A 13,811-nucleotide genomic window follows, 5' to 3' on the forward strand; every position below is an offset into this window, starting at 1 on the left:
CTAAATGGATAACAAGACTGACAAGCACTTAAGCTTGCTCCTGCACCTGCGCGAGAAACGCTCAAGAACACCGTACTGGCGCGGCCTGTTGATACTGCCCTGGTTGCTTGCCCCTACTGGAAACGCCTTCGCTGCCATCCCCCCGGAATGGAAAAACACCGCCTATGCCTATGAGGCCGAGCACAAGCCTCTTCGGGACGTACTCGAAGATTTCGCCCAGACCTTCGGCACCAAACTGCAGATCGAGGGCCTGCTGGAAAGCAACGTCAACGGCAAAATCCGCGCGAATACGCCACAGTCGATGCTGGACCGGCTGGGGGTTGAGCATCGCTTCCAGTGGTATCTGTACAACAACACTCTGTTCATCAGCACGCTGGACCAGCAGCAGTCTGAGCGCCTGGAAGTCTCCTCCGAGACGATTTCCGACCTTAAGCAGGCACTGACCGACATCGGGCTACTCGATGGCCGTTTCGGTTGGGGCGAGTTGCCGGAAGACGGTGTCGTGCTCGTCTCCGGCCCCAAAACCTATATCGAACAGGTCAAGCAGTTCAGCAGTAAACGTCGCTCAACCGATGAGAAACAGAGCGTGCTGAGTTACCCGCTGAAATTCGCCAATGCCGCGGACCGCACGCTGGACTATCGCGGCGAAAAACTCATCATTCCCGGAGTCGCCAGCATTCTGCGTAGCCTGCTGGAGCCGCGCTCTACTTCTACGCTGGCGGGGCTGAGCCAACCACCCGCCCCCCAACCCGCTCTCCTGACACCCAACCTGCCCCGGTTGACCAACCCGCTGTTGGGCCAGATGCTCGGCGCAAATGGCAATACCGGGCAGTTGGATGCCAGCCCGACAATGACCGCGCGCGCACCGACATCTACAAGTCGAATCCGCGTCGAAGCCGATGTGCGCAATAACGCCGTGCTGATCTATGACTTGCCTGAACGCCAGGCCATGTACCGCGAGCTGATCAACCAGCTCGACGTCGCGCGCAAGCTGATCGAAATCGATGCGATCATTCTCGACATCGAGCGTACGCAGTTGCGTGAATTCGGGGTGAACTGGGGGTTCCAGAACAGCCGCTTCCGGGGCGGTGTCAACATGGCACCCGGCACCTCGTCGCAGCTGTCGATTGAAAACCGCGATCGTTTCTATGCCGATATTCGCGCACTGGAAGAAAAGGGACTGGCAACCATGGTCTCGAACCCTTCGGTGCTTACCCTGGAAAACCAACCAGCAGTAATCGACTTCAACCGCACCCAGTACCTCACTCCCGGCAGTGAATATGCATCCATTTTGCCCGTCACCGTGGGCACCAGTTTCCAGGTGGTCCCCAGGGTTACCACCAGTCGAGGCGGCCACCAGATCCATTTGGCAGTGGACATCGAAGATGGCAACTTCGACGAGAGCAACGCTGACCCCAATCACCTTGATGTACGCCGGGGCAAGGTCAGCACCCAAGCGGTAATGGCAGAAAAGCGTTCGCTGGTGGTTGGCGGGTTCCATGTCACTGAAAGTACCGACAAGCAGAGAAAGATTCCTCTGCTGGGCGATATCCCACTGTTGGGCAAGGCACTGTTTTCCTCGACCGAACGCCAGAGCAATCGCCGTGAACGCCTGTTCATCCTCACCCCGCGCGTCATCGGCGACCAGGACGATCCGTCGCGCTACTTACCGCAAGCCGATCAGGCCGAGTTGCAGGCGGCCTTAGCCCCGCTGGCACGACGGTACTCTCCCCATCAGCCCGTCATAAAACGCAGTGACATTACCACCACCCTGGCGCATCTGGTCAGTGGGGAAGTCCCCAAGGCTTTCAAGGCAGCACCAATGCCTTTGGGGCTGAACACCTTATGCAGCACCCGCAACCTGCTGTCACTGAACACCGAGCGCAGCCAGTGGTACGCAGGCCCGGAATACAACGTGGCGGTCGTGGTATTGCGCAACCAATTCAACCGCAACGTACGTATCGACGAGAAAGAGTGCAGCAACTCGCAGACCTTGGCAGTCACCGTGTGGCCGCGCGCCTGGCTCAAGCCAGGTGAAGAAGCCGAGGTATTTATCGCCATGCGTCCGGTGGTGAAGGATGAACACCTCAGTGTGCCCCGTCCGTCCTTGATCACTCCTGCTCAGAAGGCCCTGCCATGAAACTCAGACCTTTATGCGTCATCTCGATCGGCATAGCATTGCTCGTCAGCGGTTGTACGCCCACCTGCAAGGGTGATTCTTGCTCACGCCCGCAATCGACCACGGACAAGATGGTGATCTGGTGGCCGCCACAGATGCGCGTCGAGCCTGGCCCCGCCGGCGAGCGCCCGGACTACCAGACGGTGTCACTGCAGCGATGAGGCGCCCGGAAATGCCCGACGATCAACGCCAGGCGTTTCTGGACAACCTGGTGAGTGGCACTGCCACTCGCCTGTCCCTCGCACCCGGTATCCAGGTGTGCGCGCTGCGCGCCGGAAACCGCCCGGGTATTGCCCTGCAAGTCGCTCGCGAAGCGTTACAGACCGGGCAACAACAACGAATTCTAGAACGACGCTTTGAGCAAGCGCTGGCATTCGATGGGTGTTTTATTTACCTCGATGCCCAGGACGCACTGGTGATCTGGCACGCGCTGCCAGCAACCCACAGCACGCTGGACAGAATCCTCAGCCGGATGCTTTCACTGGCAAACCTGCAAGCCTTGGACCGCTGATCAACGCTGCTCAAGCTCGGGCAGTTCCAGGGTTTCACGCTTGGCTTCATCATCGAGTTCGCGCAAGGTGCGATAAATCACTGCTACCGCCTGCAGGGTCTCGCGGGGGATGCTTGCGCCCAGTTTTTTCGTGTAGAGCGTGCGGGCCAGCCACACACATTGGATCACTGGCACGTCAGCTGCCTTGGCGCGCTGGATCAGTTTGCGGGCCTCGTCATCCGTGCCCTTGCTGACCAGCAAGGGCAGCGGTGTTTTACCGGGTCGGTAATACAAGGCAACGGCAAAGTGCGTCGGGTTGACCACCAGCATGTCGGACTCTTCCAGCTTTGGGAGCTTGACCTTGGGTTCTTCATTAGCCAATTGATACGCCAGCGAACGCCGCTGACCCTTGACGTGCGGGTCGCCCTCCATGTCCTTGTACTCTTTGACCACCTCCACCTGGGTCATGCGCATGCGTTTGGCAAAAAAGTGCTTCACCATTATCAGGTCGATAAGCGCCAATACCAGGAGCATGCCGAGGCAGGCGTGCAGCAAGTGCCGAAACAGCGCAATCAACGCCAGGATATAGCTCTGCAAATCACTGGTGGCCAGGTTGATCAGAGTGCCCAATGACGGCCAGATCACTACATACAGAATCAAGGCGATAAGACACGCTTTCACGATGCTCATCAGCAGGTTCATCAACTGTTGGGCGGAGAACATTTGCTTGACCTGACTGATCGGGTTGAGGCGGTTGAAATCCAGCTTCAAAGTCTCTGGTGCAAACAGCATCCCGAACTGCATCCAACTGCTGATCAGCTTGGCAGCAATCGCCAGCCCGGCCATCAGCAAGGCGAACGAGAAAAACACCACCATCCCTTCAAGCAGCACCTCCTCCAACGCTCGCGCAAAGGGCTGAGTCAGGCGCGACATTGGCAGCAGCATCAATTGCTGGAAGCGTTGCAGGCTGGTCTCGGCAGTGAACAAGGCAATCTCGCTGATAGCCGTCAGCGCCACCAGCTTTGCCACATCCTGGCTTTGGGCGACCTGGCCTTTCTTGCGTTGGTCACGCAGTTTCTTGGCTGACGCCGGGTGCTTCTTTTCGCCGGAATCGCTCATGGGATAGCGACCTTGATCAACAGCCTCAGTGAATGTTTAAGATCGCCCAACAGCCCCATGCGGCCGACGATCAAGTCCTGCAACAGCGCAAAGTAGAGCAGGAGAATACCAATCCCCGCCAGGCTCTTGACCGGTGGCGCCAGCGTACTCACTTGTAACTGTTGGCTGTAGACCCCCAGCAGCGCAATGCCGAACTCCAGCAACAGCAACGCTGCAATAAACGGCGCGGCGTAGAGCAACATGTGCGTAAAGGTATCGCCCAACAGATCGATGAACACGCTCATCCCATTCGCCGCCGGCAGCGGGAACCACACAGTGGGTGGCCAGATCAAGTAACTGTCCCAGATCACTTGGGTCAAGGACCCCAACCCCAGGCTCACCATCAGCAGGAAAATCGCCAACTGCTTGAACAAATGCCCGATCGGCGTCGCGTCCGGCCCCAGCGACGGGTTGAGTTGGCCACCGGCCAAGGCGCCACGCTGGTTATCCAGCAGAGCGCCCACCGACTCAAACATCCAGAACGGCATCGATAGCAGCACGCCCAGCAGAACGCCCAGGGCCACCTCCTTGAGCACTAACGCACCCAATAGAATCGCGGAGTAATCCTGGCCTGCCAACGCCGCATGGATACCCGGTGCAGGCATCAAGGCCAACACCATCACGATGGTATGGCGCGGCATGCCCTTTATATGCTGAAAACAGAACGCCGCCACCAGAATGCCACAGGGGTAGATCCGCGCCATGCCGATCAAAAGGCTGGGCAAATACTCGAGATAGAGCAGCACGGGCAGTGCCTCAGTTCAGGGCCGATCGGCCGATCATGTCAAAGGTCAGGTTGATCAGTTGGATCAACTCCACGCCAATCCAACGGCCGGTCATGATCAGCGTGATCCCCACCGCCACCAGCTTGATGCCGAAGGGTAGCGTCTGGTCCTGTACCTGCATCAACGCCTGCACCAGGGACGTCATGACCCCGACCACCACCGCGACGATCAACGGCGGTGCCGACAGCACGACCACCAGCAACATGCCTTGCTTGAACAGCACGATGGGTTCCATAAGCCACTCAGAGATAGGAGAGGAACAGACTGTCGAGCAATCGCGACCAACCGGACACCATCACGAACAACAGTAATTTGAGCGGCAGGGAAATGGTCATCGGCGAGACCATTTGCATGCCCAGCGCCAACAGAAGATTGGAGACAATCAAGTCGATGACGATGAAGGGGATATAGATCAGAAAGCCGATCTCGAATCCCGCCTGCAGCTGCGACAGCACGAACGCCGGGATCAACAGGATCAAGTCTTCGCGCTGCACCTCTTGGGCCATCTGCGCGGGCCACAGGCGTGCGGTGTTTTCCAGCAGGTGTGTGAGTACATCCGCATCGACGTTGCGTAACATGAAGGCACGCAAAGGTTTGATGGCTTCATTTCCTGTCTGCAGGAACGTTTGTACGTTGCTCAGATCAAGCGGCGAAGCTTTGACACTTTCGGCGATTTCATACCCTACAGGCGCCATGACAAATAGCGTGGCCGCAAGCGCTATGCCATTGATGGCCATGCTCGGCGGCACCTGCTGCACACCGATGGCGTTACGGGTGATCATCAGTACAATCACGATCTTCAGGAATGCCGTGCAGACGATTAACAGCATGGGCATCAACGATAATGCCGCCAGAAACACGGCCAGGACTAAGGGGTCCAACCCCTGAAGTATCATCGGCCGAACATCACGCGAGACAGTTGCAACCCCAGGCGCCCATCGACTTCCACCAACTGTCCCAGGCCAATCGGTCGGTCACCGTAATAGAGGCCCGCCATGCCTGGCGCGTAACCGCCAATGCCCAACACCGCTCCCGGCGCGAGGTTTCGCAACTCGCCCAGGGTCAGGTTCAACGTGCCGCAGCGTATATTCAGCGCCATGCTCAACTCATCGAACGGCTCGTCGCCAAATACGTCCGTCACAGGCTCATCGCCCTCATCCCCGGAGTAGTGGGGAGCCAGGAATTCTTCGTCCACAGACGTGTCCTCGATTGAAGTAAGGGTCAGGCACAACGGCCCACTGTTATCGTCAATGCATCCATGCAGTCGTTGTTTGCCAACCTGTACATGACCGCTGCCCTGGGCTTGAAAAAAGGTCTGCTCAGGCACCAGCACATCTCCAGTCCGCAGGCTGCGTGCTTGCGCGATTGGTAACCGCAAGCGCCCGAGGGTGACTGCAATGGCCAGGCGGAACGAGGTGGGCATCGGCCCGGCTGTGGCACGCCATGGCCCGGCATCGCATAAGGCCAGGAAGCTCGCGGGAGCCAGCCACACATATCCCTCAACCCGGGATTGCCCCAGGCTCACACTGAGGCGGCAGCCGAATGCCTTGGGTGGTTCGGTCTCCAACAATCGCAGATAGCCCAGCAGGGTTTTCACCTGAGGACTCAGGTGATACTGGAACAATTCCCAGAACCAGGAGTCCGGATCGTTGCCCGTCGGGGCCAGCGTCACAGGACACTCACCCAGCAGGCTGAGCAGCGGCCCGGCCTCGGCAAGCGCCAGCAATCCACACACCGTTTCGAGGCACACCACCTCACCACGTGCAGGGGCGCGCCCGGGTTCGAGCCGCAGCTGACCACGCTGCCCGGCTACCTGAAACGGCATGCACAGGCCACGCCCCAGCCTGCGCCGGGCGGCAACTGTAATGCCATTGACCGAAGGTAATGTCAGCAACGGCACTAGCATGCGCAGCCGGCATTGGACACAAACAGGCTGACCGGCTGTTCCAGCGTGAGTGCGAAGCGATCTTCACACTGTTGCCTCACGCTGCTGAGCCAACGCGCCGTCGTATCCTCTTGTGCCTCCAGGTCGATACTCCAGCTGTTTTGTTCACGGCGCACAGTGGCATTGATTCGCCCCAGGCGAGGCAAGTACAACACGGCCTGAAGCGGCCACTGCGAAGTGGCCAGCAGACGTGGCGCCAGTTGTTCGGCAAGCGCCTCGATCATCGCGGCACCGCCCAATAACTTTGATCCCGACAGGGAAGCCCCCCCGCCTGAGCCCTCACCGTCATCCGCCCACAACTGGTTGAACAACCGCGTCAACGCCTCAGGCACAACGCCTCCCGCTCCGAGCTCACGCTCCTCTCGTTGTTCACGCACCCGTGGGCGTTCAGCAGGTCTATCTGAAACCTGGGTCATACCGACTCCTGCACCAGTAAAAGGGATAACTCCTGAAGCTTTTCCACTTGTCGTAGGCACTCAGTGGCCTGTTTCTGGGCACTGCCGACGCGGGCCTGCTTCTCTGCTTGCTGGCCTCGCAAGACCTCCAACTCCCCGATACCCCGCCGGGTATTGGCAGACAAGCCGCGCTCCTGCGAGCCCCAGGCTTTCAGGTCCCGCAGGCTCAGTACCTGGCCCTGATGCTGACTGAGCAACCGAGCACTCTGCTGGGCCTCTTCCAGTTGGGTCTGCTCAAGGGTGTCCTGGGCTTGCTGGATATGTGCAAGCAGGGCCTGCTGGGCTCGCTTCGCTTCACGCAAAGCGCGCTCGGCCCGGTCTGCCCGGTGACGGCGCAGGCGGCGCAGCGTTTCGACCTCACCTAGCAGCTCGTCAGAATGGGACATAAGCGGTCAGCTCCTTGAGTTGCTCCAGCGTCATTGCCATCGGGGAAGGCTCACGCAAGTCCTGACGCAGAAAACCATCGACGGCCTGGCGGCTGTCCACTGCCAGGTCGGTCAAGGCATCGCTGCCTGGCTGGTATTCCCCCAGCTTGAGCATCAGCTCGATCTGCTGATAGGCCGACAGCAACCGTCGCAACGCGGTACCCGCCTGGATATCCGCAGGCTCGGCGACATTGCTCAGGATCCGCGACAAGCTCGCCAGCACGTCCACCGCGGGATAGTGCCCACGCTCGGCCAACTTACGAGACAGCACGATATGGCCGTCGAGCAGCGAGCGAACCTCATCAGCCACCGGGTCGTTCATCGAGTCCTGCTCGATCAGCACCGTATAGATCGCCGTGATCACGCCGTCCTTGGTCAACCCGGCGCGCTCTACCAGCCGTGGCAACAGGCTGTAGACCGAAGGTGGCAGGCCGCCGCGACCGAGGGGTTCGCCGGCGGCCAGGCCGATTTCGCGCTGGGCCCTGGCGAAACGGGTCAGGGAGTCGATCAGCAGCAACACACGTTTGCCCTTGCGGCGAAATCCCTCAGCCAATGCGGTCGCCGTGAAGGCCGCTCGTGCTCGCTCCATGCTGGAGCGATCGGACGTGGCACACACCAACACCGCCTTGGAGCGCAGCTGTTCATCCAGCTCATGATCGAGAAACTCGCGCAGCTCGCGGCCCCGCTCGCCAATCAGGCCGAATACGATGACATCGCACTCCACGTTACGGGCGATCTCGGCCAACAAGGTGGTTTTGCCGCAACCCGCCCCGGCGAACAGGCCCACACGCTGGCCTTCGCCCAGCGTCAGCAGGCCGTCGATCGAGCGCACCCCGGTAGCGAGCGCGCGGTGGATGCGTGGCCGCTCGGTGGGCAACGGCGCCTCGCACAGCACCGCGCTGGTATCGGGCAAGTCGGCCTCGACAAACGCGCTGGGCCCCTCTCCCGCAATCGGTCGCCCGAAACCATCCAGCACCTGGCCCAGCAGTGCGTCGCTGACCTGTACCCGATGGGATACCCCCAGGCGCTCGACGCCGGCACCCACCTGCACGCCTTCCAGGTTGCCCAGCGCACTGAGTACGGCATCCTGTTGATCAAAACCGATGATCTCGGCGAGCATGTAGTCGCCCGGCTTTTTCTCCACTTGGCACAGATCCCCAATACGCGCCTGGGGCAGTCGGCACTGCAATAACATGCCGTTGACGCGCTGGATGCGCCCCCGCACGGTAACGGGTGCGAAAGTGGCCAACGACTGGGCCTGGCGCTGTTGCCAGGCATCGAGGCGCGCTTGCATTTGCGTGTTCACCAGCGCACCTCATAACGCTGCACGCCATCGAACACCACTTTGCTGTTGTCGATCAGTACCAGGCGCAGGCCATCCACCTCATCGCCAATAAACAGCCGGCTACCCTCTTCCAGGACCACATGAGCATTGGGCCCGCCCACGATCTGCACAATCTTGAACGGCAAGGCTCCGTCGCGCGCACGTACACGGCTGATCACCGGTATGGCATTGTCGTATTGCTCGCCAAAACGGTTGAGCATGCGCGCGACCAGCTCTACATCATCCTGGGAAACGTCACCATCAAGCACGACCTGGCCATTGATCACCTGCAAGTTGACGCGCTGGCTCAGCTCACGCTCGCTGAGCATTTTCAACAGCTGTTGGCGCACTTCAAACGGTGAGCCCAACGCCTGCTTCTGCACCACAGGCGGCGTCAAGGAAGCCTTGGCCTCAGGCTCACCGTTGAAGGCCATACCCACCACGATGAAGATGACCGTTACCGCCAACACGAGGCTGATCAGGCGCTTTTGCTGGGAATGGGAGATAGTCGATAATTTGAGCCCCCGCGCCGGCTCATTGACGACGGGCGACGCTAGCGTTGCTGGGGCGGGTGATCGGGGCCAGGGTTCATCGGCCAGGCTGACACACAGCCGCACGGCCCCCACCGAAAAAACGGTATCGAGCGCCAGGCACGGAATCTGAGCCAGCACCCGACCATCAGCCCCGCGCAGCAGTCCGGCTTCGGCCTGCACCGACCAGTTCGCGTCGATGAGCCTCAGCCGTGCATGCTGCTCGGCGATGCCAGGGTCGCTCAGCACCAGGTCTGCATCGCCATGGGCACCGATGCTCCACTGCTCACCAAACAAAGGCAGCGCAGCCCCCTGGTGCCGTCCATCAAGCACGCGCAACTCGAACATCATCAAGTCCTCATGCCACCGCTCCGCGCATCAACTCGTCCTGCCCCAAGTCGAACCGCCCAAGCACTTTGACCTTGGAGGTACTGCTCAGCTCGGCAAAGGACAGCACCGGCACGTGATTGAATTCCTCCAGCAACAAGGTGCGCAGTGGGCTGCGCAAGTCCTGCGCAACCAGCATCACGCTCTTGAGTTTGGGTCGTAGGGGAAAGGCTTGATTGAGCAGGCTGACCAACGCTGCACTGTGTTCATCGTCGAGTGCGAAAAACACCCCCGTCTGGGTCTGGCGCAGCGCCTCGCGCAGGATGCTTTCAGTCTGCGGCGACAGCAGCCAGGCATGCAGGCCTTCGGCTTCGCTGTACTGATGGTAAATCTGTGCCTTGAGCGCAATGCGCGCATAGTCGGCCAGTGCGTCCGGTTCCCGCTCATGCTGACCGTATTCGATCAGCGACTCGACAATCAGCCGCACTGCCCGCAACGGCACACCTTCGCTGGCCAGGCGTTGCAACACCGCCGAAAACCGCGATAGCGGCATGATCCGTTGCAGCTCCTGGACCAATTCCGGCTGGTTGTGCTCCAGCCAACTGAGGATCGACTTGCTCTCCTGGATCCCCAGGAACTGCGGCCCGCTGAGCATCATGGCCTGCTTCATACGCTCAACGATCAGGCTCGCCGCAGTGAAGCGTTCCAACTGGGGATCATCGAGCAACGGATCATCCGGCGCCAGCCAGACCCACCCCTGTTCATCGCGCTCTGCCAGCCCCGCGATGGCATGTGCAGGCTCAACCGTCAGCGCCTTTCGCTCAACTGCCACCAGGCTGACGACCGAGGCCCTGACCATTGGCACCTCATGCACACAAAAGCGCATTTCATCGTCGGCCAGCGAGTCATCGAGCTCTACCTCGAACGGCGGCAGTGTCAGCCCAATATTGGCAACCAGCGCATTTCGCGCCTGGCGAATCGCGTGGATAAGATCCGTCACTTGCGGCGTGCCTCGCAACGCTGGAGAGAATTGCAGTAGGTAGGGCCTTGAAGGATCGAAGCCTCGCAAGTCCTCACTGCCGTTCTCTTCGGGACGCACCGCTTCAGCCGCTTCGGCTTCAGGTTGTTCCTGCCGTTGACGCTGACGCATCAGGTAATACCCCAGGCTGCCAGTGACCAACGCGATCAGGATAAACACCAGGGTAGGCATGCCGGGCACCACCGCAAAGGCGAGCATTCCCACCGACGCAATCATCCAGCTCTTGGGCTCGCTGGTCATCTGCCGAGCAATTTCGGCGCCCATGTTAGTGACACCCCTGCGCGCATCCGGCGCTACACGGGTGATGATCATGCCGGCGGTGAGTGAGATCAGCAGCGCGGGAATCTGCGCAATCAGGCCGTCGCCGATGGTCAGTACCGAGTACAGCGCCATTGAATCGGCGGCACTCAAGCCATGCTGGAACATGCCCGTGGAGAACCCACCCAACAGGTTGACCACAACGATGATCAAGCCGGCGACGGCATCCCCCTTGACGAACTTCATGGCGCCGTCCATAGCCCCGAACAATTGACTCTCGCGGGACAACTGCTCGCGCTTGTCCCGCGCTTGCGCGCCGTCAATCAAGCCTGCACGCAAGTCGCTGTCGATGGACATCTGCTTGCCAGGCATCGCATCCAGGCTGAAACGCGCCGCCACTTCAGCGACCCGCTCCGAACCCTTGGTAATCACCAGAAAGTTGACCAGGGTCAGGATCAGGAAGATCACCATCCCCACGGCCAGGTTGCCGCCGACCACAAAATTGCCGAAGGCCTCGACGATGTCACCAGCGTCCTGCTCCAGCAGGATCAAGCGCGTCGTCGCAATCGACAGCGCCAGGCGAAACATGGTGGTCAACAGCAGGATCGACGGGAAAGATGAGAACGCCAGGGGCCCCGGCAGGTATAGCGCCAACACGATCAACAGGCACGAGATGCAGATGTTGAGTGCAATCAGGATGTCCACCAGCCAAGTCGGCAGCGGCACAATAAAGATGAACACAATGGCCATCACCACCACGGCGCCCAGCACTTCGGCGCGCTGCGCGACCTTTAGCAACACGCGGTTGATGACCAACAGCACTGTCACGCCTGGGCCTCCAGCACACCTGAAAACCGTGCAGGATTGCGGGTAGCCCGGTCTTGCTCCCCGATCACCACCCGTAAGCAACGCAGGGTATCTGCACGTACTCGACCATCAAGCCATAGCGCCAATGGCAAATCGTGGAGCACCGGACAAAGCGCATTGAGTGCCAACAATGGCAGGGCGCTTGAGTTGCCCTGCAATTCCATCCCAAGCCGAAGGATTCCATCAGCATCAAGCCCACTGCCCGTGAAACCCAAAATGCGCTGCAGTAGCGCTACCTTGTCATGGTCGACTTTCAGGTCTTCGATCAGCTTCTGACACCCGTTCAGCGTCCCGCTCAGTTGCCCACAGCTTTGCAGCCCCAGTAACAAGGTACGCAGTAGCGGTGTAGGCATTGACGACACCTTGGCCGCAATATCGTCCGCCAAAGCCTTTCGCATCAACATGAGCCCGTCGGCAAACCGTTCGCTGCCGTATAAGCCCAGCAGCGCCTGCATCATCGTCGGCAGCGACTGCCGCATGACCACACTGGCGTAGTAGAGCGTACGCAGTGCCTGACGCTCCTGTGGGTCGACACCAGACGCTTGCATCGCCACGGCAATGTTCAGGCCGGCTTGGATCTCCCTTTCGTAGAGCACTTTCAGCTTAGCAATGGCAACACGTGCCAGGGCCGCTTCGGCGGGGCGCGACCCAATGTCCGCCTGGGCCGCCACATGCTTGAGCACCACGAACGCACGCGCGGGGTCTCCTTCGGAAAGCTTCAGCGATGCTTCAAACCCGCCCTCGCCCCCCCGCCTCAGCGCCTCCCTGACCATCAACGAAATCATTGCCAGGGTCTTCTTGGCCGGATGCCCCAACTGCCGATAAAGCTCCGCTATCTGTTCGACCGGGGAAACGCGCGCGCCCATCTTCCGCTGGCTCAGCGGCAGGCTATTGCTTGCCACTTCCTGGCTGAACAGGTGAGCAAGAGCATCTACGCCGCTGGTGGGCTGAGGCGTCGGGGCCTGGCTGACGGCAAGCTGATCCACGGGCCGGATCGACTTAACCTCGGGGGAGAGTTCAACTTTCATGGACAGCCCTGTACGGGAAGAGTGTTTCCCTGTGTGGCAAGACCTGCCCATCTGGTTCCATCGAAAAACACTTGCACGGCTAAATTGAAAAGACTTGCACACCCCATGGCAGCTCTATGCAAACCCCTGCACAACATCTCATCATTTCAGGATATTTATCTATATAAATCAGTAAGTTGAAAGAAATTCCCCTTGGCACAACCAGTGCAAACGAGGTCCCCGTCGACATCCTTTCGACTGCGTCTACACCAAGGAAAAAATCATGAATATCCCTATTGAAGCTTTAGCGCACCTCGTTGGCAGCTCGCCTCAATTCATGCTTCACCTGACAGACGACCAGCAAAAAAAACTGCGGCGCTTCATTCACAAGCGCGTACTCAACCCGGAAGATGCAGACGACCTGCTGCAACTGACGTATCTGGAAGCCTGGCGCAACCGCGAGCGTTTCAGCGGCAATGCCACGCTCAGCACCTGGATGTGCGGTATCGCGCAAAACCTCATCCGTAATCACTTCAGGCGCCTGTATGCCAAGCCTATGCATTGCGAATTTGACGAGTCGCTGTGGCATGGCCAGGAGGAGAACCACAACCTGGATTGGGAATTTGAAATCAACCGGCGCCTGGAAAAAACCCTGAACGCCATCGACCACCTACCGGCAGAAATGCGCAAGACGCTCTACGCCTCCCTGGAAACCGACGGCAGCTACCAGGACACCGCCGACGTACTGGACATTCCTATTGGCACCGTGCGCTCACGCCTGTCGCGAGCCCGCGAGCAACTCAAGCGCGCCACGCATAACTCGTCGTATCCTTGAAGTCGGCCTCGCGTGGGGCGGCAGGGATATCTGCCCCACGCGATCAGGTTTTTGCGGGGAGGCGTCGGGATTAATCAGGAACCACTCGTCGCCCGATCCGCTGATTTCGCTTAAACAGTTGAAAGCGTAGATAAAAATTCAAAATAAATACTTGACGCATTGGCGTTCTACGCGAATAATGCGCGCC

At 59.6% G+C, this 13,811-nt stretch carries 15 protein-coding genes; 4 read left to right on the forward strand and 11 right to left on the reverse strand.

The features are described 5' to 3' along the window. The first annotated feature begins 4 nt into the window (after positions 1–4). Genes sctC through CWC48_RS06680 form a run of 3 tightly spaced genes read left to right on the forward strand, consistent with a single transcriptional unit; the run spans position 5 to position 2,690 of the window. A complete protein-coding gene (sctC, locus tag CWC48_RS06670; protein WP_100491533.1) occupies positions 5–2,140 on the forward strand; it encodes a type III secretion system outer membrane ring subunit SctC in 2,136 nt (711 codons plus the stop codon). After that, positions 2,137–2,340, forward strand: coding sequence for an HrpT family type III secretion system protein (hrpT, locus tag CWC48_RS06675; RefSeq protein ID WP_078046772.1), 204 nt, complete (start codon positions 2,137–2,139; stop codon positions 2,338–2,340). Before sctC ends, hrpT begins: the two co-directional genes overlap by 4 nt. Before the next feature lie 11 nt (positions 2,341–2,351). Then, on the forward strand, positions 2,352–2,690 hold the full coding sequence (locus tag CWC48_RS06680) for a transcriptional regulator (RefSeq protein WP_078046771.1): 339 nt from the start codon (positions 2,352–2,354) through the stop codon (positions 2,688–2,690). On the opposite strand, the gene sctU is transcribed toward CWC48_RS06680, so the two are convergent. From sctU to CWC48_RS06735, 11 genes are read right to left on the reverse strand one after another with little or no spacing between them, the layout of a single operon-like run. Continuing rightward, complete coding sequence (gene sctU / locus CWC48_RS06685; protein WP_100491534.1) at positions 2,691–3,788, reverse strand: type III secretion system export apparatus subunit SctU; 1,098 nt, start codon at positions 3,786–3,788, stop codon at positions 2,691–2,693. Continuing rightward, positions 3,785–4,573 carry a type III secretion system export apparatus subunit SctT gene (gene sctT / locus CWC48_RS06690; protein WP_078046769.1) on the reverse strand — a complete coding sequence of 263 codons (789 nt, stop codon included), beginning with the start codon at positions 4,571–4,573 and terminating at the stop codon, positions 3,785–3,787. Before sctT ends, sctU begins: the two co-directional genes overlap by 4 nt. A 10-nt stretch (positions 4,574–4,583) precedes the next feature. Then, on the reverse strand, positions 4,584–4,847 hold the full coding sequence (sctS, locus tag CWC48_RS06695) for a type III secretion system export apparatus subunit SctS (RefSeq protein WP_065888055.1): 264 nt from the start codon (positions 4,845–4,847) through the stop codon (positions 4,584–4,586). Between the two features lie 7 nt (positions 4,848–4,854). Further along, entirely contained in the window at positions 4,855–5,508 is a 654-nt protein-coding gene (sctR, locus tag CWC48_RS06700) for a type III secretion system export apparatus subunit SctR (protein WP_078046768.1), read from the reverse strand. After that, positions 5,505–6,518 (reverse strand): FliM/FliN family flagellar motor switch protein, encoded by a 1,014-nt coding sequence (locus CWC48_RS06705; RefSeq protein WP_100491535.1) that lies wholly within the window; start codon positions 6,516–6,518, stop codon positions 5,505–5,507. The genes sctR and CWC48_RS06705 overlap by 4 nt, the downstream gene beginning before the upstream one ends. Then, on the reverse strand, positions 6,512–6,973 hold the full coding sequence (locus tag CWC48_RS06710; protein WP_100491536.1) for a type III secretion system HrpP C-terminal domain-containing protein: 462 nt from the start codon (positions 6,971–6,973) through the stop codon (positions 6,512–6,514). Before CWC48_RS06710 ends, CWC48_RS06705 begins: the two co-directional genes overlap by 7 nt. Next, positions 6,970–7,398 (reverse strand): YscO family type III secretion system apparatus protein, encoded by a 429-nt coding sequence (locus CWC48_RS06715; protein ID WP_078046765.1) that lies wholly within the window; start codon positions 7,396–7,398, stop codon positions 6,970–6,972. The genes CWC48_RS06710 and CWC48_RS06715 overlap by 4 nt, the downstream gene beginning before the upstream one ends. Further along, on the reverse strand, positions 7,385–8,731 hold the full coding sequence (locus CWC48_RS06720; protein ID WP_214496704.1) for a FliI/YscN family ATPase: 1,347 nt from the start codon (positions 8,729–8,731) through the stop codon (positions 7,385–7,387). Before CWC48_RS06720 ends, CWC48_RS06715 begins: the two co-directional genes overlap by 14 nt. Positions 8,732–8,739: 8 nt before the next feature. Then, positions 8,740–9,639, reverse strand: a complete 900-nt coding sequence (locus CWC48_RS06725) for an FHA domain-containing protein (RefSeq protein WP_100492500.1) — start codon at positions 9,637–9,639, stop codon at positions 8,740–8,742. Between the two features lie 10 nt (positions 9,640–9,649). Further along, entirely contained in the window at positions 9,650–11,743 is a 2,094-nt protein-coding gene (sctV, locus tag CWC48_RS06730; RefSeq protein WP_099493979.1) for a type III secretion system export apparatus subunit SctV, read from the reverse strand. After that, positions 11,740–12,810, reverse strand: coding sequence for an HrpJ domain-containing protein (locus CWC48_RS06735; protein ID WP_099493978.1), 1,071 nt, complete (start codon positions 12,808–12,810; stop codon positions 11,740–11,742). The genes sctV and CWC48_RS06735 overlap by 4 nt, the downstream gene beginning before the upstream one ends. A 262-nt stretch (positions 12,811–13,072) precedes the next feature. On the opposite strand from CWC48_RS06735, the gene CWC48_RS06740 reads away from it, so the two are divergent. Continuing rightward, the gene (locus CWC48_RS06740; RefSeq protein ID WP_078046761.1) at positions 13,073–13,624 is read left to right on the forward strand and encodes an RNA polymerase sigma factor; all 552 of its coding nucleotides are present in this window, start codon (positions 13,073–13,075) and stop codon (positions 13,622–13,624) included. Positions 13,625–13,811 lie beyond the last annotated feature (187 nt).

Source organism: Pseudomonas sp. S10E 269 (assembly GCF_002798465.1).
GTDB lineage: Bacteria > Pseudomonadota > Gammaproteobacteria > Pseudomonadales > Pseudomonadaceae > Aquipseudomonas > Aquipseudomonas pergaminensis.